24 protein-coding genes and 4 tRNA genes are annotated in these 19991 nt (G+C 64.4%); 14 read left to right on the top strand and 14 right to left on the bottom strand.

All coding sequences use genetic code 11. From position 1 onward, the window contains the following. Positions 1–25: 25 nt before the first annotated feature. From ruvB to E3O50_RS06055, 10 genes are all read right to left on the bottom strand, one after another. Positions 26–1039 carry a Holliday junction branch migration DNA helicase RuvB gene (ruvB, locus tag E3O50_RS06100; RefSeq protein WP_174774635.1) on the bottom strand — a complete coding sequence of 338 codons (1014 nt, stop codon included), beginning with the start codon at positions 1037–1039 and terminating at the stop codon, positions 26–28. Between the two features lie 53 nt (positions 1040–1092). Beyond that, positions 1093–1722, bottom strand: coding sequence for a Holliday junction branch migration protein RuvA (gene ruvA / locus E3O50_RS06095; RefSeq protein ID WP_134449447.1), 630 nt, complete (start codon positions 1720–1722; stop codon positions 1093–1095). Then, positions 1719–2318: a crossover junction endodeoxyribonuclease RuvC gene (ruvC, locus tag E3O50_RS06090; protein ID WP_174774634.1), complete on the bottom strand. Its 600-nt coding sequence runs from the start codon at positions 2316–2318 to the stop codon at positions 1719–1721. The genes ruvA and ruvC overlap by 4 nt, the downstream gene beginning before the upstream one ends. Before the next feature lie 12 nt (positions 2319–2330). Beyond that, positions 2331–3095 (bottom strand): YebC/PmpR family DNA-binding transcriptional regulator, encoded by a 765-nt coding sequence (locus E3O50_RS06085; protein ID WP_134449445.1) that lies wholly within the window; start codon positions 3093–3095, stop codon positions 2331–2333. A gap of 177 nt (positions 3096–3272) precedes the next feature. Further along, the gene (locus E3O50_RS06080) at positions 3273–3806 is read right to left on the bottom strand and encodes a DUF1697 domain-containing protein (RefSeq protein ID WP_277870858.1); all 534 of its coding nucleotides are present in this window, start codon (positions 3804–3806) and stop codon (positions 3273–3275) included. Between the two features lie 61 nt (positions 3807–3867). After that, positions 3868–4461: a pyridoxal 5'-phosphate synthase glutaminase subunit PdxT gene (gene pdxT, locus E3O50_RS06075; protein WP_134449443.1), complete on the bottom strand. Its 594-nt coding sequence runs from the start codon at positions 4459–4461 to the stop codon at positions 3868–3870. A gap of 9 nt (positions 4462–4470) precedes the next feature. Next, on the bottom strand, positions 4471–5373 hold the full coding sequence (gene pdxS / locus E3O50_RS06070) for a pyridoxal 5'-phosphate synthase lyase subunit PdxS (protein WP_134449442.1): 903 nt from the start codon (positions 5371–5373) through the stop codon (positions 4471–4473). An 81-nt stretch (positions 5374–5454) separates the two neighbouring features. Continuing rightward, complete coding sequence (locus tag E3O50_RS06065; RefSeq protein WP_174774630.1) at positions 5455–6009, bottom strand: HIT domain-containing protein; 555 nt, start codon at positions 6007–6009, stop codon at positions 5455–5457. Between the two features lies 1 nt (position 6010). After that, positions 6011–7918: a threonine--tRNA ligase gene (gene thrS / locus E3O50_RS06060; RefSeq protein ID WP_241975434.1), complete on the bottom strand. Its 1908-nt coding sequence runs from the start codon at positions 7916–7918 to the stop codon at positions 6011–6013. A 136-nt stretch (positions 7919–8054) separates the two neighbouring features. After that, entirely contained in the window at positions 8055–8726 is a 672-nt protein-coding gene (locus tag E3O50_RS06055) for a hypothetical protein (RefSeq protein ID WP_134449439.1), read from the bottom strand. Between the two features lie 299 nt (positions 8727–9025). On the opposite strand from E3O50_RS06055, the gene E3O50_RS06050 reads away from it, so the two are divergent. From E3O50_RS06050 to E3O50_RS06005, 10 genes are all read left to right on the top strand, one after another. Beyond that, positions 9026–10207, top strand: a complete 1182-nt coding sequence (locus E3O50_RS06050; protein WP_134559861.1) for a site-specific integrase — start codon at positions 9026–9028, stop codon at positions 10205–10207. A gap of 212 nt (positions 10208–10419) precedes the next feature. Next, complete coding sequence (locus tag E3O50_RS06045) at positions 10420–10752, top strand: helix-turn-helix transcriptional regulator (RefSeq protein WP_134559859.1); 333 nt, start codon at positions 10420–10422, stop codon at positions 10750–10752. Positions 10753–11458: 706 nt separating this feature from the next. After that, positions 11459–11659, top strand: a complete 201-nt coding sequence (locus E3O50_RS06040) for a helix-turn-helix domain-containing protein (RefSeq protein WP_134559857.1) — start codon at positions 11459–11461, stop codon at positions 11657–11659. Next, the gene (locus E3O50_RS06035) at positions 11656–12054 is read left to right on the top strand and encodes a hypothetical protein (protein WP_134559855.1); all 399 of its coding nucleotides are present in this window, start codon (positions 11656–11658) and stop codon (positions 12052–12054) included. Before E3O50_RS06040 ends, E3O50_RS06035 begins: the two co-directional genes overlap by 4 nt. Beyond that, entirely contained in the window at positions 12051–13118 is a 1068-nt protein-coding gene (locus E3O50_RS06030; protein ID WP_134559853.1) for an AAA family ATPase, read from the top strand. Before E3O50_RS06035 ends, E3O50_RS06030 begins: the two co-directional genes overlap by 4 nt. Then, the gene (locus E3O50_RS06025; protein WP_134559851.1) at positions 13115–13357 is read left to right on the top strand and encodes a WhiB family transcriptional regulator; all 243 of its coding nucleotides are present in this window, start codon (positions 13115–13117) and stop codon (positions 13355–13357) included. Before E3O50_RS06030 ends, E3O50_RS06025 begins: the two co-directional genes overlap by 4 nt. 731 nt (positions 13358–14088) lie before the next feature. Beyond that, positions 14089–14331 carry a hypothetical protein gene (locus E3O50_RS06020; RefSeq protein ID WP_134559850.1) on the top strand — a complete coding sequence of 81 codons (243 nt, stop codon included), beginning with the start codon at positions 14089–14091 and terminating at the stop codon, positions 14329–14331. Beyond that, positions 14328–14525, top strand: a complete 198-nt coding sequence (locus E3O50_RS06015) for a hypothetical protein (protein WP_134559848.1) — start codon at positions 14328–14330, stop codon at positions 14523–14525. The genes E3O50_RS06020 and E3O50_RS06015 overlap by 4 nt, the downstream gene beginning before the upstream one ends. Positions 14526–14830: 305 nt before the next feature. Next, complete coding sequence (locus tag E3O50_RS06010) at positions 14831–16336, top strand: phage major capsid protein (RefSeq protein ID WP_134559846.1); 1506 nt, start codon at positions 14831–14833, stop codon at positions 16334–16336. 189 nt (positions 16337–16525) lie between these two features. Then, positions 16526–17155, top strand: coding sequence for a hypothetical protein (locus E3O50_RS06005; RefSeq protein WP_134559844.1), 630 nt, complete (start codon positions 16526–16528; stop codon positions 17153–17155). A gap of 72 nt (positions 17156–17227) precedes the next feature. On the opposite strand, the gene E3O50_RS06000 is transcribed toward E3O50_RS06005, so the two are convergent. Further along, on the bottom strand, positions 17228–17401 hold the full coding sequence (locus tag E3O50_RS06000; protein WP_134559842.1) for a DUF4236 domain-containing protein: 174 nt from the start codon (positions 17399–17401) through the stop codon (positions 17228–17230). Positions 17402–17547: 146 nt separating this feature from the next. Between E3O50_RS06000 and E3O50_RS05995 the strand changes: the two genes are divergently transcribed. Next, on the top strand, positions 17548–17811 hold the full coding sequence (locus tag E3O50_RS05995) for a hypothetical protein (RefSeq protein ID WP_134559840.1): 264 nt from the start codon (positions 17548–17550) through the stop codon (positions 17809–17811). A gap of 147 nt (positions 17812–17958) precedes the next feature. Here E3O50_RS05995 and E3O50_RS05990 read toward each other — a convergent pair. The 3 genes from E3O50_RS05990 to E3O50_RS05980 all read right to left on the bottom strand — a co-directional run bounded on the left by E3O50_RS05990 (position 17959) and on the right by E3O50_RS05980 (position 18261). Then, positions 17959–18030 (bottom strand) — tRNA-Val (locus E3O50_RS05990). Positions 18031–18065: 35 nt separating this feature from the next. Beyond that, positions 18066–18139: transfer RNA gene (locus tag E3O50_RS05985), tRNA-Cys, on the bottom strand. A 50-nt stretch (positions 18140–18189) separates the two neighbouring features. Continuing rightward, positions 18190–18261: transfer RNA gene (locus E3O50_RS05980), tRNA-Gly, on the bottom strand. A 158-nt stretch (positions 18262–18419) separates the two neighbouring features. Between E3O50_RS05980 and E3O50_RS05975 the strand changes: the two genes are divergently transcribed. The 3 genes from E3O50_RS05975 to E3O50_RS05965 all read left to right on the top strand — a co-directional run bounded on the left by E3O50_RS05975 (position 18420) and on the right by E3O50_RS05965 (position 19963). Beyond that, positions 18420–18492: transfer RNA gene (locus E3O50_RS05975), tRNA-Val, on the top strand. Positions 18493–18867: 375 nt separating this feature from the next. Next, positions 18868–19128 (top strand): hypothetical protein, encoded by a 261-nt coding sequence (locus tag E3O50_RS05970; protein ID WP_134448022.1) that lies wholly within the window; start codon positions 18868–18870, stop codon positions 19126–19128. Positions 19129–19252: 124 nt separating this feature from the next. Beyond that, entirely contained in the window at positions 19253–19963 is a 711-nt protein-coding gene (locus tag E3O50_RS05965) for a M50 family metallopeptidase (protein ID WP_134559838.1), read from the top strand. Positions 19964–19991: the final 28 nt, after the last annotated feature.

Raw genomic sequence — 19991 nt, 5'->3', positions numbered from 1 at the left:
GCGGCTCGGAGCGAACCACATCGAATTATAGGTCATCAAGCGGAAGGGCGGGTTGGCGGCCGACGTCGTTCGGATCGGCGAGCCCGAAGTGCCGCCAGGCGGCTGCCGTCGCCACGCGGCCACGCGGGGTGCGCGTGAGGAAGCCTATCCGTACCAGGAACGGCTCAACGACCGACTCGACGGTCTCGGCTTCTTCCCCCACCGAGACGGCGAGGGTGTTCAGTCCGACCGGCCCACCCCCAAAACGGGTAAGGATGATGTTCATGACCTCGCGGTCGAGCCTGTCGAGGCCGATCGGGTCGACGTCGTAGAGCTCGAGGGCCGCGTGGACGGCCGCCAGGTCGGCGGCACCGCCATGGACGAGGGCGTAGTCGCGCACCCTGCGCAAGAGCCGGTTCGCGATACGCGGCGTTCCCCTGCAGCGACCGGCGATCTCCGCGATGGCCTCCCTGTCGATGTCGAGGTCGAGCATGGTCGCCGCGCGGGCGAGGACCTGTTCCAGCTCCTGGCTGGCATAGAACTCGAGGTGCGCCGTGAACCCGAACCGGTCGCGAAGCGGGTTCGGGAGCATCCCGGACCGTGTCGTCGCGCCGACGAGGGTGAATGGGGCGAGGTCGAGCGGCACGGACGTGGCGCCTGCGCCCTTGCCCACCATGATGTCGATGCGGAAGTCCTCCATTGCGAGGTAGAGCATCTCCTCTGCGGACCTCGCCATCCGGTGGATCTCGTCGATGAAGAGCACTTCGCCTGGCACGAGGGAGGACAGCACCGCTGCCAGGTCGCCGGCGTGCTGGATGGCCGGACCGCTCGACATGCGCAGCGGGCGGTTGCCCTCGTAGGCGATGATCATGGCGAGCGTTGTCTTGCCGAGGCCGGGAGGGCCGGCGAGCAGGATGTGGTCTGGTGTGCGATTCTGCATCGTTGCGGCGGTGAGCATGAGCTGCAACTGGCCGCGCACCTTCTGCTGGCCGACGAATTCCGCGAGGCTCCGCGGGCGGAGCGCGCCCTCGAATGCCAGCTCGGCCTCACCCTCGAGCAGTGGGCTCGTGAGCTCGACCCCGGGGTCCGGCGTCGCCGCGAACTGGTCCGATGTCACTGCCGGTCCTCCGAAGCCTGGTGCGCCGGTCCGAGCCGGGCGAGGACGAGCCTCAGCAGGGCGGCGACACCGATCAGGTCGGGTTCGGCGGCCTCGGCGAGGGTCTCCCTGACGGCTTCCTCCGCGACGCGCTCGGACCAGCCGAGGCCGATCAGGGCGGCCTGGACGCTCGCTGCGGGGCTTGCCACGGCAGGACGCCTGGTGCGGGGTGCGCCGTCGACGGCCGAAACCACGACCTTGCCGGCCAGGGACAGGATGATGAGCTTCGCGGTCTTCGGCCCGATGCCGCTGACCTTGCGGAAGACGGCGTCGTCTTCACCTGCGACGGCCTGGGCCACCTGGTTCGGGGTGAGCACGGCGAGTACGCCGAGCGCGGACTTCGGGCCGACCCCTGTCACGCCGATGAGAAGTTCGAAGACGGACAGCTCGTCGGCGGTCGCGAAACCGTAGAGGGTGAGCGAGTCCTCCCTGACCAGCAGGGTTGTCAGCAGGCGCGCCTCGCTGCCGTGCCGGAGGCCGAGGGCGGTCGTCGGCGTCACCTGCACGGCGAGCCCGACTCCCCCGACCTCGAGCACCGCCGTCGAGCCAACGGCGGTGAGGACGAGTCCACGTACGGAAGAGATCATCGCTTAAGCCTACGGGGCACCGCCGACGCTGCCGCTCCGCGCTCCGCGGCGCGCCACGCAGCCTGTGCCGGCGTGAGTGCGCCGCCCGCGAGTCCGTCCGTCGTCGGAAGGGTGCCTCCTGATGCTCCGGTTCGCCAGGCGTGGCAGATGGCCAGTGCGAGTGCGTCCGCGGCATCCGCCGGTTTCGGGACCTCGCTGAGGCCGAGCACGCGGGCGACCATGGCGCCGACCTGGGCCTTGTCGGCCGAGCCGTAGCCGGTGATCGCCGCCTTGACCTCGCTCGGGGTATGCAGGGTGACCGTGAGGCCGCGCTGGGCGGCGAGCAGGAGGGCGACCCCGCTGATCTGGGCGGTGCCCATCACCGTGCGCACGTTGTGCTGGGCGAAGACGCGCTCGATCGCGACGAAGGCCGGCTTATGCCGGTCCATCATCTCCTCGAGTCCTCGGCTCAGCAGCAGCAGGCGCTGCTCGAGTGGCAGGTCGGGCGAACTGCGCAACACGGTGACGTCGACGAGGGTAGCCGTGCGGTTCGGCGCGACGTCGACGACACCGACGCCGCAACGGGTGAGCCCGGGGTCGATTCCGAGCACCCGCACGGCCACCGTTGACTACTCGTTCTCGGCTTCGAGCTCAGCGGAGACTGCGGCAGACACGGCGTAGTTGCTGTAGATGTTCTGCACGTCGTCGAGTTCCTCGAGTGCGTCGATGAGCTTGAACACCTTGCGAGCGGTCTCCGCGTCGACGTCGATCGTGAGCTGCGGGACGAAGGCGATATCGGCCGAGTTGTAGTCGATTCCGGCGGCCTGCAGTGCCGTACGGGTTGCCACGAGGTCCTGGACCTCGCTGAAGACCTCGAAGGTCTCCCCCTCGTCGACGACTTCTTCGGCACCCGCGTCGAGGACCGCGCCGAGAACGTCGTCTTCGGTCACGCCGTTCGCCTTGGAGACGACGACGATTCCCTTGCGGTGGAAGTTGTAGGCAACACTGCCCGGGTCGGCCATGTTGCCGCCGTTGCGGCTGACCGTCGTGCGGACTTCAGCCGCAGCGCGGTTCTTGTTGTCGGTGAGACACTCGATCATGATGGCGACGCCGTTTGCGGCGTAGCCCTCGTACATGATCGTGGTGTAATCGACGACGACGCCGGCGAGGCCGGCTCCGCGCTTGACCGCACGGTCGATGTTCTCGTTGGGGACCGAAGTCTTCTTGGCCTTCTGGATCGCATCCACAAGCGTCGGGTTACCCGACAGGTCGGCGCCGCCCATCCGAGCGGCGACCTCGATGTTCTTGATCAGCTTGGCGAAGGCCTTGGCCCTCCGTGAGTCGGTGACCGCCTTCTGGTGCTTGGTAGTCGCCCACTTGGAATGTCCGGACATGAATCTCCCGTTGTCGTGCTTGGCTGTCTGATTGTGGTGCCGGCCGTCTGCCGCCAGTGGCAGAAAAGCGAATTCGTCGCACCAATGCGCTGTTGGCCAGTCTAACCCGAGGTGCCCGATCCGCCCCGCCGGAGCCGTCCGGCAGGCGTGGCGGACGCCCTGACGAAGCAGGGAGGATCAGAGCGTGATGATTTTCTGCAGGGTGTTCAGGTTGCGGGTCGTCGTCGTGGCGCGGTATTTCACCTTGGCGCTCTTTTTGCTGAAGGCGCTCTTGATTCCGACGGCACGCCGGACCTCCCAGTAGAGGACGCCGTGGCCGAGTTCGATCCGCTCGTCCGCCTGGTCGAGCTCCCTGGCATGGCCGGCGAGCTCCGCGAGGTGGGAGGGGTCAGAACCGAACATGACGTAGGCGTGCCAGCCCTCCCGTTCCGGGAACGGGTAGGACCGCACCTCGCGGGCGAGTTCTGCCTCGTCGATCAGCACAATCCAGGCCTCGTAATCGAAGCGCTCCGACAACGCCGCCTCGATCCGGCTCTTGATCGCGTCCGGTGAAGCCTCGGCCGCCTCGTCGACTGTGAAGACGACGTTGCCGCTCGCGACCACCGTCTTGACGTCCGAGTAGCCGAGGCCCTCGAAGGTCTTCACGAGATCATTCATGGCCACGGTTATGCCGTTGACATTGATTCCCCTGAGCAGGGCTACATATCTCATCATCGTTGACTCATGCCAGAACCCTAGTCCCGCAGCCGGCAGGCGGGAAACCCCGGCCGGATCAGCCGAGGAAGCGGGCGGCCGCGACCGTTCCGAGGAAGTACTCGTGGAAGCGGTGCTCCCCCGTGATCTCCGGGTGGAACGAGGTGCCGAGCAGGCGCCCCTGCTCGACCGCGACGCAGCGGCCGTCGGCGAGCCGCGCGAGGGCCCTTGCCTTCGGACCGACGGTATCGACGACCGGGGCGCGGATGAACACCGCGTGCACCGGCGCATCGCCGAGCACCGGTACCTCCAGATCGGTCTCGAAGGACTGCGTCTGGGAGCCGAAGGCATTGCGCCGGACGCTGATGTCGAGGCCGCCGATGCTCTCCTGGCCGCGAATGCCGTCGACGACGGTGTCCGCGAGCATGATCAGTCCCGCGCAGGTCCCGTAGACCGGGAGGCCGGCCCTGACGGCGGCGCGCAAGGGATCGGCGAGGCCGAAGGCCCGCGCGAGCTTGTCCATCACGCTGGATTCGCCGCCCGGAATCACGAGCCCGTCGACGCGGGCGAGTTCTTCTGGTCGGCGCACCAGGACGACGTCCGCTCCGAGGGTGCGCAACACCTGCGCATGCTCGCGGAAGTCGCCCTGGAGGGCGAGTACTCCTACCGTCACCTGTTCGAGCTACCAGCCGCGCTCGGAGAGGCGGTGCGGTGCCGCGAGGTCGGACACGTTGATGCCGACCATGGCTTCGCCGAGGCCGCGAGAAACTTCGGCGACGATCTTGGCGTCGTCGAAGAAGGTGACGGCCTTGACGATCGCGTTGGCGCGCTGCTCCGGGTTGCCGGACTTGAAGATTCCGGAGCCGACGAAGACGCCGTCCGCGCCGAGCTGCATCATCATCGCGGCGTCTGCAGGGGTGGCCACGCCGCCCGCGGTGAAGAGCACGACGGGGAGCTTGCCGGTCGCGGCGATCTCGACGACGAGCTCGTACGGCGCCTGCAGGTCCTTGGCCGCCACGTAGAGCTCGTCCTTGCTGAGCGAAGCGAGGCGCTTGATCTCGGCGTTGATGGTGCGGATGTGCTTGGTCGCCTCCGAGACGTCGCCGGTGCCGGCCTCGCCCTTCGACCGGATCATCGCGGCACCCTCGTTGATGCGGCGGAGCGCCTCACCGAGGTTGGTCGCGCCGCACACGAACGGCACGTCGAACTTCCACTTGTCGATGTGGTTCACATAGTCGGCCGGGCTGAGGACCTCGGACTCGTCGATGTAATCGACGCCGAGCGCCTGCAGGACCTGCGCCTCGACGAAGTGACCGATGCGGGCCTTCGCCATCACGGGGATGGAGACCTCGGCGATGATGCTGTCGATCAGGTCCGGGTCACTCATCCGCGCGACGCCGCCCTGGGAGCGGATGTCCGCGGGAACGCGCTCGAGCGCCATGACGGCGACGGCTCCGGCATCTTCGGCAATGCGGGCCTGGGCTGCAGTGACGACGTCCATGATGACGCCGCCCTTCATCATGTCGGCGAGTCCGCGCTTGACGCGGCTCGAACCAAACTGCTCGATGGATGTTGTTTCAGTCATAACGTGAATTCTATTCCTTGCGTCTGGTGGGAACTCCGCGAGCAGCGGCTGCGGGAGCGGGAATGGTAGGGATGGGTGGAGCTAGTCCTCGTCGCGCGGCCAGCCGTCCGCGACCATCCGGCGGACGTCGCCGAGCAGCTGCGGAATGGCCTTGGTCTTCGCGATGATCGGGAAGAAGTTCGAGTCTGTGGCCCAGCGCGGAACGATGTGCTGGTGCAGGTGTTCGGCGATGCCCGCTCCGGCGACCCTGCCCTGGTTCATCCCGATGTTGAAGCCGTCGCAGTTGGAGGTCACGGCGAGCACGCGCATCGCCACCTGGGTCAGACTACCGATCTCGGCGACTTCCTCTGGCGTTGCTTCGTCATAGGTCGCAATGTGGCGGTACGGGCAGACGAGCAGGTGGCCGCTGTTGTAGGGGAACAGGTTGAGGAGCACGTACGCGTGCGTGCCGCGGGCGACGATGAGCGCCTTCTCGTCGGTCATCGCCGGGGCGAGGCAGAACGGGCAGGCGTCGGCGTGCGGCTGCGTGCCGTCCTGGATGTAGACCATCCGGTGCGGCGTCCACAACCGTTGGAAGGCATCCGGTACGGCCGCGAAGTCGCTGGACGATTCGATCGTCTCGTCTCCGGCGTCCATCTCAGACCTGCGCCTTCGTTGCGATCGCGTCGACGATACGGGCGATCGCATCCACGACGGGGATGCCGTTCTCCTGGGTACCGTCCCTGAAGCGGAAGCTCACCGATCCGGCCGCCCGGTCGTCTTCGCCTGCGATCAGCTGGAACGGCACCTTCGCCTTGGTGTGGGTGCGGATCTTCTTGGGCATCCGGTCGCTCGAGGTGTCGAGTTCGGCGCGCACCCCGAGTGCCTTCAGCTGCCGGATGACATCACCGAGATAGTCCTCGTACGCTTCGGCGACGGGGATGCCGACGACCTGGACCGGGGACAGCCAGACCGGGAAGGCGCCGGCATAGTGCTCGAGGAGGATAGCGAAGAAGCGCTCGATGGAGCCGAGCAGGGCACGGTGGATCATCACCGGCTGCTGGCGGGTCCCGTCGGAGGCGGTGTACTCCAGGTCGAAGAGTTCCGGCTGGTTGAAGTCGAGCTGGACCGTGGAGAGCTGCCAGGTCCTGCCGATCGCGTCTCTGGCCTGCACGGAGATCTTCGGGCCGTAGAACGCCGCTCCGCCCGGGTCGCTGACCAGTTCGAGCCCGGACTCGACGGCGACCTGCCTGAGGGTCTCGGTTGCCTCGTCCCACTGCTCGTCGGTGCCGACGAACTTCACCGGGTCCTTGGTGGAGAGTTCGAGGTAGAAATCGGTGAGCCCGTATCCCCGCAGCGTCTCGAAGACGAACTCGAGCTGGCTGGCGACTTCCGCCTTCACCTGGCTCGCGGTGACGTAGATGTGGGCATCGTCCTGGGTGAGCCCGCGCACCCGGGTGAGGCCGGACAGCGTTCCGCTCTTCTCGTACCGGTAGACGGTTCCGAATTCGGCCAGACGCAGCGGAAGTTCGCGGTAGCTGCGGCCCCGCGCCTTGAAGATGAGGTTGTGCATCGGGCAGTTCATCGGTTTGAGGTAGTAGTCCTGGCCCTGCCGGGTGATGTTCCCCTCCGCGTCGACCTCTTCATCGAGGTGCATCGGCGGGAACATGCCGTCCTTGTACCACTGCAGGTGCCCGCTGGTCTCGAACAGGTGCGCCTTGGTGATGTGCGGGGTGTTGACGAGGTCGTAGCCGTTCGCGAGCAGCTGCTCGCGCATGTAGTTCTCGATCTCCGCGCGGATGATCCCGCCCTTGGGGTGGAAGACCGCCAGTCCGGAACCGATTTCCTCCGGGAAGGAGAACAGGTCGAGTTCCTGGCCGAGCTTGCGGTGGTCGCGCTTGGCGGCTTCCTCCTGGCGAGCCTGGAAGGCGCGCAGCTCGTCCTTGGTCGGCCAGGCGGTCCCGTAGATGCGCTGCAGCTGCGGGTTCTTCTCCGAGCCGCGCCAGTATGCGGCGGCGAGTCTGGTCAGCGAGTATCCGTTGCCGATCATGCGGGTGTTCGGCAGGTGCGGGCCACGGCAGAGGTCTTTCCAGACCGTCTCGCCCGTCTTCGGGTCGACGTTGTCGTAGATGGTGAGCTCGGCGCCGCCGACCTCGACCGATTCGTTGTCCGCGGTGGCCGCGACGGCGCCGCCCTTCAGCCCGATCAGCTCGAGCTTGTACGGTTCCGCGGCGAATTCGGCCCTGGCGTCGTCATCGGTCACGACGCGCCGCACGAAACGCTGGCCCTGGCGGATGATGCGGTCCATGGCCTTCTCGAGCGCCTTGATGTCTTCTGGCGTGAACGGCACCTCGACATCGAAGTCGTAGTAGAAGCCGTCCGTCACGGGCGGACCGATCCCCAGGCGCGCCGCCGGGTTGACGTTCTGCACCGCCTGGGCGAGCACGTGCGCTGCCGAGTGGCGGAGGATGTTCAGGCCATCCGGCGACGAAATCGTCACGGGTTCCACGACATCCGTCTGGGTCAGCGTTGCGGCGAGATCCTTGAGCTCACCGTTGACGCGCATTGCGACAACAGACCGGTCGGTGAAAAGCTCAAAGCCGTCAGCCACGTGTAGTACTCCTCAGTATTGTGCGAACCCCTCCAACTTTAGCGGCGCGGTCGCGACCGGGATTCCCGTGCGGCTCGGGCGGCTGCCAGGCTCAGGCCACGAGGACGGTGTCGTGCGCACGCAACGGCACGGGTGCCCCCTGCGGCAGCCGGCGGAAGAGATGCCCGATGACGTCCGGTGAACAGGCGATCACCTTGACGAGCCCTGGCCGGTCACGGGCGAGAGTCGGATCGGATGCGAGGGTGACCGCCAGGAGCCCCGCTCCGCCGTCGAGGAGCGGGGAGAGCCCGGCGGCGATCCGCGGGCTGACGTGGCCGACCGGGCGCCCGGTCGCAGCGTGGACGGCGATCCCACGGGGGCCGGACCCGTGCGCCTGCTCGCGGACGAGCGCGACGACCGAACCGGGCTGGAGGAGTCCCTCCCGTGCGACGATCGTGCGCTGGTCGACATTGTGCAGCCAGAAGCTCCAGATGCCGAGGCCGCGCAGGTGGCTGTTGCCGAGCGCGACGACCCGGCCGGTGCTGGGCTCCGTCAGCCACAATTCACCGGCGTCGGCGGCGAGGTACAGGGTGGGCAGTCCTTGCGCATCGGCGATGAGCAGGCGGTCCCAGTCCTGCGGCGGCAGGTACCTGCTTGCCGGCACCCCGCGACGGGGGGCCCTGCTGGCGCCCGGGCGGTCGGTGACGTCAGCGCCGACGACGGCCGGGAAATCGGTCGCCCGGCGGCCGAACCGGATGCCGTGCGGCACCGTGTGCGAATTCATGGCGAACCTCCCCCTTGAGAGTGCTGCACCAGGCTCCGGACCGGTATCCCCATTCCGGTGGACGTTAAACGAAAAAACCCCCGGGGTAACCGGGGGTTTATCTGTGGGCGATACTGGGATCGAACCAGTATTAGCGCTACTGACTCACACCCCCCAGAACACGGGTGTTTTAGCCCATTTTGCCCCGCAATGATGCAGTTTGACCATGCAATACCGTAGTGTCACTGTTACCCGCTGAAGGATACAAGTGGACACGAGATATTGCACGATATTGCACGAATGAACCCGATTGGAGCCCCATGGTGAAAACAGTTTCGCCTCCCAAGCGCAAACGGCGAGAGTCATTCGGCGCGGTTCGCACCCTTCCGTCTGGACGAATCCAGGCGTCCTATGTGGGGCCGGACGGTGAGCGTCACAACGCCCCGCAGACGTTCGACAACAAGACTGACGCTCGAGGCTGGCTCTCGATCCAGCAGGCCAAGCTGCACACGGGGCAATGGAGCCCTATGGACACGGGCCGAGCGGATGCCGCCAAGAGCGCACGGGCCGAGACTCTCGCCACTTACTCGGCACAGTGGCTCTCGACCCGCATGAATCGCCACGGCGAGCCGCTCAGGCCCCGCACCCGTTCCGAGTATCAGCGGCTACTCGACACCGCCCTCGTTTCTCTAGCTGGCGAGCGACTGAGCGCGCTCACCCCCGAGATGATCCGCACTTGGTACGCGCTCCAAGCCGAGAGCGGCACCAGGACGCAGGCAGCACGCGCCTATGGGTTCCTCAAGGCCGTCCTGGCGACAGCCGTTGAGGACGGGAAGATCAACATCAACCCCTGCATGATCCGGGGAGCACAGAACGCCGTCACCGGGCGCACAGTCGAGCCACCCACCCCGAGCGAGTTGCAGAAGATCCTCGACACCATCACGCCCCGCTATCGTGCAGCGGTCATCATCGCGGCATGGGGCGGATGCCGTTACGGCGAACTGACCGAGTTACGCCGTCGTGACATTGTGGTCACGATGGACGGCCCGAGAGTCGATCACGTCGTCGTGAAGGTGTCCCGAGCAGTGACCTCGACCACGGGCGAAGGCTTCACCGTGGGTAAGACCAAGAGCGAGGCCGGCGTGCGCTCGATCGTCCTGCCGCCGCACGTGCAGCAGATCGTCGTCGACCATCTGCGCGACAACGTGAACCGCTCCCCCGATGCCCTCCTCTATCCCGCATCCGACGGGATCTCGCACTTAGCGCAAAGTACGTTCGCGAAGCATTGGTATCCGGCCCGCAAGGCTGCAGGCCGTCAGGACATGCCGTGGCACGCTCTGCGCCACTACGGGGCGACGAGAGCGGCACTTGCGGGCGCGACCCTCAAGGAGCTGCAAGAGCGGCTAGGGCACTCGACCGTGGCCGCTGCCATGCGCTACCAACACACAGCAGGTCGTGACGCTGAACTCGCACAGCGTATGAGCGACCTCGCACAGGCTTAGCCGCCACTCGGCGGTTACAGAAGCGCCCCTGGACCGGGTAAAAGTCCAGGGGCTGATCCCACCTCACAACGAAAGGCAAGACCATTTCTAACTCTAACGCAACACTAGAATTCAGCACCAAGGCAGCAATTGGTTTCAGCATTGCCGATGCCGCAGCCGCAGCCGGAGTCACCCGCATTGACATCGAGGTCGCTATCAACGCCTGCAAGTTGGTGGCTCGCAGGGTCGGCCGCAAGACCCTCGTCATCCTCGAGAGCGACCTCCGCGCCTGGCTTGAGGGCATGCCCAACTGGCGGGCCGATTTCGTGACGCCGGAGACTACTTCTGCCTTCACGGCAACAGTCGCCCGCAGAATGGAAACGGCAAGAGCGGCAGCCGGAGTCACCGTTGCCGCTCTCGCCAAGGACACCGGAATTCGCCGCGATACCCTCGACAGCATGCTTAAGGGCGACCGCGATTTCAGGGTTAGCAACATGATGTTGGTTGGTAAGGCGCTCAAGATGGACGCTTCGCAGTGGGTCGCTGATCTCCCAACCGCCGCCTAACCCAAGCTTGACAACGCCCCGGCCTGCGAGAGTATGCCGGGGCACCCGTTTGTGGGCAGGATTGGACATTCTGCCCACAAGAATGCAATACTGGCACCACAGTAACCACCGGTCTATCAACGCCCTCGTCTGCGGATGGGGGTTTTTTCTTGCCCGCATGCGGACAAGATTTGACAAGGCGGAGGGCAAACGACAGACTCGACTCAAGTTCCTGCACCTGTCGAAATTTCCAGGTCGGAGCTTTTTTTGTGCCCGCTACCGGACACGATTTGACAAGACGCCCAGCCATGGCGGAAAATCACCACGTGCTCGAGAAGTATGCCCGGACTAGCGTCTGGGCTTTTTTTATGCCCTCTTTGGGACGCGACTTGACACGCGCACCCGGATACCCGCATACTCGGCGTGCGGCATTCTTCCGCGCCCGGATTTCATTCCGGGCTTTTTTTGTGCCCATTTCTGGACAGCACTTGACGCGAATGTATATTCGAGCGTAGTGTTGGCCTCACGCCTTAGGACTCTGCCCGGATCCTGAGGCGTTCGTCATTTAACGGGTAAAACCCCCCACAACTCAACACATAAATAGCTCCCTTCGGGGAGCTATTTCCATTTAAGGAGCGCTCCCACCCGGGGGCGCTTTTTTCAGTTAAGGCGCAGTTTCGACCAATAGGTCAGACCTGCGCCTTTTTTGCATTTAAGGAGCGCCACAATGCCCGCCGAAACGACTACAGGATGGATCACCATCCAGGATGCCGCCGAACAGTTCCAGTGCAGCACGAAGACGGTCCGGCGGTGGATCACTCAGGGGCGCATCGTTGCGAAGAGGTTCGGTCCGAAGCTGATTCGGGTGAGCACGACGAGCCTCGACACCTTCGGGCGCTCGCTCAACTTCGGGGGCGCATCCGAGTGACCAAGGAACGAGAAAGCCGCCACACGGTAAATGTGGCGGCCCAGGATCTCACGCTTACCGCAACCACCACCAGCCTAAAGCCCGGTCAGTCCAACCCGGCAAAACCCGCCACGCTGATCGGCGCGACCGTCGAGAAGGCGCTCGACGCGACCCTCTGGCGGCTCAAGAGTGGCGAGCTGGGACTCGAGGACCTGACTCCCGCCCTAGCCGCGTTCTACACGATCGGGCACGCAGACGGCATGGCGCAGATGGTCTACCGCCTACAGCAGGTCGAAGCCGACCGCGATCGCTACTACCAGGCGGTTTTCAACCCTCGCCTGCCCATCAAGATCGGCCCGAGCTACGCCGAACGCGAGATCATCCGCGCCGAGATCTACGCAGGAGGTACACGATGAACGCGCCCTCGTCATTCAACGCAGCATGGCTCATGCAGCAGGTATTCCCGCCGACCAAGTACGTGGTTCCCGGGATTATCCCCGAGGGCATGACCCTACTCGTGGCCGCGCCCAAGATCGGCAAGTCGTGGATGGTGTTGGGTCTGGGCGTCGAGCTCAGCAGCGGCGGTAACGCGTTCGGCGTGCTGCCAGTCGGTGCGCCTCGCCCTGTGCTCTACCTCGCCCTTGAGGACGGTCAGCGTCGACTTCAGGACCGTCTGACCAAGTTGAACCCGTCCGAGATCTCGCACCGCCTCGAATTCATCACCAGCATGGACGGGTCAAGCGTCATCGAGACGATCCGCAACTACGTAGCCAAGCACGCCGGCCTCGATCCTGTCGTCATCCTCGACACGCTCGGCAAGGTCATGCCCGCAGCCTCTGGCAACGAGAGCGCATACGGTCACGACTACAAGATGCTCTCAGCCCTCAAAGCGACGTGTGACGCCGTGCCAGGGTCAAGCCTCGTCATTGTGCACCACACGCGCAAAGCGGACGGAGGTGACTTCCTCGACGCTGTGAGCGGCACTCAGGGCATCGCGGGAGCCGCTGACACGGTAATGCTCCTCAAGCGCGACAGGCTCGACAAGCGCGCCACCCTGCAGGTGACATCGAGAGATGCCGCCGAGGGTGAATACGCCCTGACCGTGAGCGAATCCGGAGTGTGGGAACTCGACGGGCACGACCTCGCAGCAGCAGCACAAGCCGCTGAGACAAGCAAGCGCACGGCAGGTGTGGGCGATCGCATGGCAGAGGTGATCGAGGTAGTTGGGCGTAATCCCGAAGGCCTCACCAACAATGACCTAAAGGGCCTCATGCCGGACATTCCATCGGCACAACTCGACAAGTACCTGGGCCGTGCAGTCGAGGCCGGACGCCTCGAACGTCCCCGCCGCGGGTTCTACACCCCCGTCAGAAGTGTCAGAAGTGTCAGTTTGTCGAGTCAGTCTCTCTCTTCAACTGTTCAACCTGACACAACTGACACACCTGACACCCCCCTAGACCTGTCAGGGGTAGCAGCATGAGCCGCGCAACGGACGCATTCGAGGCCCTGTCGATCGCCATGCAGGACACCGACCCCGCGTGTCAGGCAGACGACAGGTTCATCCTCGACGACACGCCGCCGCACACCCTCGCCAGCATCTGCCGCTCATGCCCCGTGTATGACCTCTGCGCGGCCTATGGGGAATTCGACAGGCCCCCGGCTGGTATCTGGGCGGGCAAGCGATACCGACGCAACCAGAAGAAGGAAACCACATCATGAGCCCCATCTCACCCCCGAGCCTGTGCACGAACCGTTGCGGATCTCTCGTCTACGGGGGCGGCAAATGCCCGGAGTGCGCAGCAGAGACGCACAAAGAAACCGAGGTGCGTCGAGGCTCACGGACCAGCCGAGGATACGACACGCGCTGGGCAGAGCATGCCAAGAAGTACCTGCACTACCACCCACAGTGTGAGTGCGACGAGTGTGCAGCACTGCCCTCGTGGAAGCGTCCCGATGCCACGCAGGTCGACCATCGAGACGGCCGGGGACCAAAGGGGCCGCTTGGCTTCGACTACGCGAATATGTGCGCCATGTCCGCGTCACACCACAGCCGTAAGACGGCCTCGCGTGACGGTGGATTCGGCAACCCGAAGCGCGGAGAGTCATGACGCACCCAGGCCGGCCGCAATCGCAAACAGATTCATCCACCGGCACCGTGAGGGAGTGCTGTCTCGCGTCTGTCACTACGACGTAGGGGGGTCCCCCCGCCACTTCATCCCTAGGGCTCGTCTCACTCCGTACCGTGAGTCAGTGACGCGTGCGTGCGTGAGTTTTTACCCTGTTTTTATCTCACGGGGCGGGGCCTCGAAAATCGCTACCCGCGGCCCAAATGCGAACCATGGTGGAGTCTCGCGTGTTCCGTCTCAACCTGTGCACCCCCTCTTGAAAATCTGGCTCAACTCCTGCAGTACCCCCTCGCACAACTCAACCCCAACCGAAGGAAACCGCTAATGCCCACACCAACCGCGTTTGAAATCAAGTGTGCCAACGAGTCGATGGGCATTCCTCGCCCGGACCTCACGGCCCTGTTCAAGTCGATCGATGCCCGCATGGAGGCAGGCATCGACTACGACACCCCCGAGACGCCGGCCCCCGTCGTGACGCGCTTGTGCATCCGCTGCGAGCGGCCCGTCGAGGGTGAGAAGTGCGGACACTGCCGCGCGATCCAGTCGAGCTACGTGGCGAAACGATGAGCGACGACGACCTCGACATTGCCCTCGAGCTGGCAACCGCCAAGCACCAGGCCATGTTGCGATCCAAGATCATCATGGCCCCGTGCATCCACTGCTACGCGGTCCCGGTCATCGAGCGCAAGGATGCCTATGGCTTCCCCTCTGTGACCGGCTGGACGCACGGCGATCACTGCCCGGATCGCGCGCCCGAGTAGCCAGCCCGTCGCGTTAGCGGCCCGTACAGGACCGGACACGCATTCTAAAACAATCGCGTGTCCGGTCCATCACTATCGTAATTCCATGCTACAATCACAATGTTCGAGTTAGTGCCCGTTCCGCCGCCGTAAGGCCGCGCAGCTCGCAGGTGTCAGAACCTCCCAGCTCCCCGGTTGAACTCCCGCCGAATCGCCACCGTCTCTAACAAGCCGCGCCGTCTATCTGACAGACCGCGCATGTTTCGCAGGCATCGCCGCGATCCGCGCCCGTGCCCCCAACTTCACCCCACTTTTGGAGAACTTCCATGTCCAGCCCGATCGAAGCCAAACGCGCACTCGAAGACATTCGTACCAAGGCCAAAGCTATTGATGCGAACGCCACCCTCACCAACGCCGAGAAGATGAACCGACTCGACGCCCTCTCCCTCGAGATGAAGCGCCACACGGATGCGCTTGAGATCCACGCCAATGCCAACCGCCTCATGGGCGGCGGCGAGTCCATGAACAGCTCGTTCCAGTCCGCAGCGGCCAGCGGACGCGCCGTCAAGGGCCTCGCCACGCCGAACATCAAGCTCTCCCCCGAGATGCAGCAGGGCCTCTACATGGCCGCGAAGAGCGGCCAGAATCTCCGCATTGAACTCAAGGATGCAGCGTCGTCGGACGCAACTCGGACGCAGCTCCCCGCGGCCTACGTCGGTACAGTGACCCGTCTGCATGAACCTACGCGGCTCCTGGAACACATCCCCTCGACCCCGATGACCGGGCCGTCAGTCGACTTTCTGACCCACGTCAGCAACGCGGCCGGGATTGGTACCCCTGTCATCAGCCTCGGTGTGGCAGCAGCGGGCGGTACGTTCGCGGCCGGCACCTACTTCTGGAAGCTCTCTGCTGTGAACACGAGCGGCGAGACTCTCGCGTCCAACGAACTGACCACGACCCTCACCGCCGCACAGAAGCAAACGATCAACTGGACCGCGATCACTGGAGCCAACGGATACCGCCTCTACCGTGGCACCGCTGCAGGCGCTGAGAACGTCCTCGTGGCCGTCATCGCAGGCGGCGCGACCGTCACCTACACCGACCTGGGCGCAGCGGGCACGAACGCCAGCATCCCGACCGTGGACCGCACAGCCGGTGCAACCACTGTGCACGCTGGCGCACAGATGCCCGAGGTGTCGCTGACGACTGTGCCGACGATTCTCGCAGCGCGAAAGATCGGCATTTTCACGACAGTTGTCGATGAACTGCTGGCCGACTTCGCGACGTTCTCTTCCTACACCGAGGTCGAGTTGCAACGCCTCATCACTGACTGCGAGAACTACCAGGTACTCAACGGGGATGGCCTCGGAGACAACCTCCTCGGCCTGCTCAACACCCCCGGCACCCTGTCCCGCGCGAAGGGTGCCGCTGACACGGCGCTCGACATCATCGAACAGGGCATCACCGACCTGCGTAACGGGCCGAGCTTCTGCGAGCCGGACTTGATCATCATCAACCCGAGCACCTGGAGCGCGATCCGCCGCACCAAGAACACCCTGGGCAACTACGTCCTCGGCGATCCCGGCCAGTCGACCGTCTCCGATGTGTGGGGCACCCCCGTGCTTCAGACCACGCAAATTCTGCCCGGGGTCATTGTCATGGGCAACCTCGAGCTCGCCACTCAGCTCTTCGTCCGCGAAGGAGTCACGCTGAACATGACCAACTCGGACGGAACCGACTTCATCAGCGGCAAGGTCAAGATCAAGGCCACCGAGCGCCTGACTCTCGGAGTCTCCCGGCCCACGGCGCTGATCGTTCTGACCGGCTTCTAGCCGGCGCAAGGGTTAACGTCGCCGCTGGGGTTTTTTACCTTTCCTACCCGGATCACGGAATCGAAGGCGGGGCTACTCGGACTAGATCACCGACAAGCCCCGCCTGCCCGAACTAGTGAAGGCCCGCACTGCACACGCGGCGCGGGCCTTCCTCACACTCTCACCCAACTTTGAAACGAAGGACACAACATGGCTTATCCAGGACATATCGGCTACCAGATGCCCGCCTCCGAAGACACGCAACTGCGACGAGTTGCGAACCTTGAGCGTGACGTGCGCGAACTTGGGCCGTCGATCGCTATCTCGTTCAACCCAGTTATCAAGTCCATTCAGGACACGCAGGCGACACAGGCCGCACAGCAGGTCACGCTCGCCTCCCAACAGGCCACGCTGACCGCACAGCAGGCACAGATCACCGCGCAGGTAGCAGCGCTCACGGCTCTCGTCCCCGTCAGCACGGCGACCTCTGCCGTGGTGAGGACGATCGCCACGCTCTGGACCGACGACCCGATCATCCGACCCTCAGTCACGATCACCCCGACCACAGGCCGCGTCCGCATCGTGCTCGGCGCGTTCATCCAGGAAGCACTCGGCACGTACTCGATCGCCGGCATCGTCACCCGCGACAGCCAGATCCTAGGTGGCAAGTACTACACCAACCTGTTCATCGCAGGCGGTGCCAGCGGTGCATCCCGCGAGTGGTACCTGTCCGGCCTCACCGTGGGCGTCCCCATCACCGTGCAAGCCGAGTTTTACGGGCTCAGCAGCACAGCATCCGAGGTCGGCTCGCCCAGCATCACAGTGCAGAACGTCGGGTAAGTCACAACTTCGAAGCTTACGCTTTACAAGGCACGCCGATCGGTCCCCCTGGTCGGCGTGCCTTTTCGTCGTTCAGCGGCGTTTGCCGAAGCGGAAGTAAACACCCTTGGCAAGCCGTATGCGCCCACCTCCGCGACTATTGAGCGTCACCGGGCCCAGCTTCTTGGTTACAGACATGCCCGACTTAGACACGTTCACATGCGCAGTCTTACCCAGCTTGATCTGCTTACGGAAAAAGAACCCCATGATGCCCCCTCGATTGACTTGTGAGGCTCAGGCTATTCCTCGCTGCGCACTGTCTCGCGGCATTCAGAGCACCACCACGCCCCCAAAACGGGCTCCATCGGCTTGAGAGTCCGGGTGAGTGTTTGCGTGGGTTTAGGCTCTGGCCCATGAACGCAACTATGGAATACAAGGCTCGGCTCTGGCAGAACTCTACAGAGAGCATGACTATGAGCGTGAAGGTCGGTCCGGAGAGGCTTGATGTTCTCGACCTGCGCCTAACTGACTCCGCAGGCCAGGATTTGGCGGCTACATGGAAGCTCCGCAGTCCCGTTCAGAACGAGTTGATGCCTGACTACGATTTTGTTAGAGCTGTGGACTTCGGTACAAGACTGCCGGTCGTGCCGGTCTGGAATCCGATCCCCGCCACCTAACCCAGCGAAAAGACAACGCCCCGATCGGCAATTCTCCGAACGGGGCGTTGTCTTCGTCTTTGGAAAATACGCAGTTGCGGTATTGCACGTATGTTGCACGGGGCGCATTTGGACAAGAAAAAACCCCCGTCATCGGGGGTTTCTCTGTGGGCGATACTGGGATCGAACCAGTGACCTCTTCCGTGTCAGGGAAGCGCGCTACCGCTGCGCCAATCGCCCAAATCTAGTGCTTCAAGAACTTCGTTCTCCAAGACTGGAGGTGGATACGGGATTCGAACCCGTGTATACGGCTTTGCAGGCCGCTGCCTCGCCTCTCGGCCAATCCACCGTATTCGGGTTCATACCAAAGAGAATCGGCCTTTCGGCCGATTCAATTCGAGCGGATGACGAGATTCGAACTCGCGACCCTCACCTTGGCAAGGTGATGCGCTACCACTGCGCCACATCCGCAACTGCGCGCATTTCTGCGTGCTTTGAAGACTGTACCGGTACTTTTCCGGATATACAAACCGAGCGGAACTTGAGCGTGCGGTGGCGCGTCGGTGCACGACAGACGCCCGGTCTGGGCTAGTATCGAGAGTCGCGGTCGAACAAAATTCGCTCGCCGCGGGCGATTGGCGCAGTTGGTAGCGCGCTTCCTTCACACGGAAGAGGTCATCGGTTCGAGTCCGGTATCGCCCACTCCTACACAGGAGAAAACCCCGCCGGAGCGGGGTTTTTTTGTACCCTCGTACTGGGGGGTCCAATCCCGCCAACCTGAGTGCGTCCTGTGCCAAGCTCTTCTTCAAGCCGAAGGACCATCCCATTGGATCCCCGGCCGAGCGAACCCTCCTTCGTCTTCATCACGAAAGAGCGCTGTACTCCCGTCCTGTTCCGTGAAGTGAACCGAGTCGCATCGTTCGCTTCCCGGGACTCGTGAACGCCGCACGACGACGGCTGCGTTCGACCTGCCGCATGCACGCCTCGCGGCAGACCTCGTGCGTCCGTCGTCGGCCGTTCCAGACACCACCCGGTAATCCCCCCAGCAGTAGTACAACAGCCAGAAAGGCTCCTCTCATGACTTCCGTCGAAACCACAACGGCCACCCCCGGCAAGATCCTCGGCATCGTCGGGTTCATCCTCGCCTTCATTCCCTACCTCCAGCTGCCCGGCCTCATCGTGAGCATCATCGGCTTCAACCAGGCCAAGAAGGCCGGCGCCCCCAACGGCCTCGCCAAGGCCGGCATCATCCTGAGCGCGATCTTCCTCGTGCTCTTCGTGGTCATCCTTGTCGTCATCTTCTCTGTGGCAGCCGCCAACCCGACGCCCAGCGCCTAAGCACCCGGTTCAGCGCGTCCCGCTCCCCCTCAGGCCCCGGCCTTCAGGGGAGCGGGACGTTTTCCATGTCCGGCGCTCTGACCCTGGCAACGTCCGGATGGCCTCGCCCACCTAGTCTGTGAACATGGATCTCCTGCTCGGCTTCTGGGAACGTGTCACGGCCAGGAACGATGTACTCCCCCTCATCCCCGCCTGGCTCACCATCGCGGCCGCGGCCGCCATCGTGCTCGTCCCGGCGTTGTGGCGGGCCTGCAGGAATGTGGTCACCATCGCGCATGAGGGCGGCCACGCGCTCGTCGCGACCCTCGGCGGCCGACAGCTCGACGGCATCCGGCTGCACTCTGACACGTCGGGGCTCACCGTCAGCAGGGGCAAACCCCGCGGACTCGGGATGGTGCTGACCCTGCTCGCCGGCTATTCCTCGCCCGCCCTGCTCGGACTCGGTGCGGCCTGGCTCCTGAGCCTGGGGTATTCGGTCGGACTGCTCTGGCTCCTGCTCGCGGCCCTCGCCCTGCTTCTCATCCAGGTGCGCAACTGGTTCGGACTCTGGTCCGTGCTCGCGACGGCCACGGTGATCTTCGCGGTCACCTGGTTCGGTTCCGCGTTCGTGCAGAGCGTCTTCGCCCTGCTCGTGACGGCATTCCTTCTTCTCGGCGCCGTACGCACGGTGCTCGAGCTTCAGGGATCACGCTCCCGCCGCCGCGGCACAGCCTCGGATGCCGACCAGCTCGCCCGCCTCACGCACATCCCCGGCCTGCTCTGGGTGGGTGTCTTCCTGATCATCGCGATCGCGTGTGCTGTGCTCGGCGCCGGCCTCCTCGGATCGGGCGGCTGAGCCGAGATCCCCGTCGCGACGGGGGTCG

The organism is Cryobacterium sp. MDB1-18-1 (assembly GCF_004402735.1).
Taxonomy (GTDB): domain Bacteria; phylum Actinomycetota; class Actinomycetes; order Actinomycetales; family Microbacteriaceae; genus Cryobacterium; species Cryobacterium glucosi.
The sequence above is the reverse complement of the archived record's forward strand: the minus strand, read 5'-3'. Positions and strand labels throughout refer to the sequence as shown.

Excerpts from the sequence above, each read along its gene's own strand:
- ruvA (WP_134449447.1), bottom strand. The coding sequence starts at position 1,722 with ATGATCTCTTCCGTACGTGGACTCGTCCTCACCGCCGTTGGCTCGACG.
- E3O50_RS06085 (WP_134449445.1), bottom strand. The coding sequence starts at position 3,095 with ATGTCCGGACATTCCAAGTGGGCGACTACCAAGCACCAGAAGGCGGTC.
- E3O50_RS06080 (WP_277870858.1), bottom strand. The coding sequence starts at position 3,806 with ATGAGATATGTAGCCCTGCTCAGGGGAATCAATGTCAACGGCATAACC.
- pdxS (WP_134449442.1), bottom strand. The coding sequence starts at position 5,373 with ATGACTGAAACAACATCCATCGAGCAGTTTGGTTCGAGCCGCGTCAAG.
- E3O50_RS06065 (WP_174774630.1), bottom strand. The coding sequence starts at position 6,009 with ATGGACGCCGGAGACGAGACGATCGAATCGTCCAGCGACTTCGCGGCC.
- thrS (WP_241975434.1), bottom strand. The coding sequence starts at position 7,918 with ATGCGCGTCAACGGTGAGCTCAAGGATCTCGCCGCAACGCTGACCCAG.
- E3O50_RS06055 (WP_134449439.1), bottom strand. The coding sequence starts at position 8,726 with ATGAATTCGCACACGGTGCCGCACGGCATCCGGTTCGGCCGCCGGGCG.
- E3O50_RS06050 (WP_134559861.1), top strand. The coding sequence starts at position 9,026 with ATGGTGAAAACAGTTTCGCCTCCCAAGCGCAAACGGCGAGAGTCATTC.
- E3O50_RS06040 (WP_134559857.1), top strand. The coding sequence starts at position 11,459 with ATGCCCGCCGAAACGACTACAGGATGGATCACCATCCAGGATGCCGCC.
- E3O50_RS06030 (WP_134559853.1), top strand. The coding sequence starts at position 12,051 with ATGAACGCGCCCTCGTCATTCAACGCAGCATGGCTCATGCAGCAGGTA.
- E3O50_RS06025 (WP_134559851.1), top strand. The coding sequence starts at position 13,115 with ATGAGCCGCGCAACGGACGCATTCGAGGCCCTGTCGATCGCCATGCAG.
- E3O50_RS06020 (WP_134559850.1), top strand. The coding sequence starts at position 14,089 with ATGCCCACACCAACCGCGTTTGAAATCAAGTGTGCCAACGAGTCGATG.
- E3O50_RS06015 (WP_134559848.1), top strand. The coding sequence starts at position 14,328 with ATGAGCGACGACGACCTCGACATTGCCCTCGAGCTGGCAACCGCCAAG.
- E3O50_RS06010 (WP_134559846.1), top strand. The coding sequence starts at position 14,831 with ATGTCCAGCCCGATCGAAGCCAAACGCGCACTCGAAGACATTCGTACC.
- E3O50_RS06005 (WP_134559844.1), top strand. The coding sequence starts at position 16,526 with ATGGCTTATCCAGGACATATCGGCTACCAGATGCCCGCCTCCGAAGAC.
- E3O50_RS06000 (WP_134559842.1), bottom strand. The coding sequence starts at position 17,401 with ATGGGGTTCTTTTTCCGTAAGCAGATCAAGCTGGGTAAGACTGCGCAT.
- E3O50_RS05995 (WP_134559840.1), top strand. The coding sequence starts at position 17,548 with ATGAACGCAACTATGGAATACAAGGCTCGGCTCTGGCAGAACTCTACA.
- E3O50_RS05970 (WP_134448022.1), top strand. The coding sequence starts at position 18,868 with ATGACTTCCGTCGAAACCACAACGGCCACCCCCGGCAAGATCCTCGGC.
- E3O50_RS05965 (WP_134559838.1), top strand. The coding sequence starts at position 19,253 with ATGGATCTCCTGCTCGGCTTCTGGGAACGTGTCACGGCCAGGAACGAT.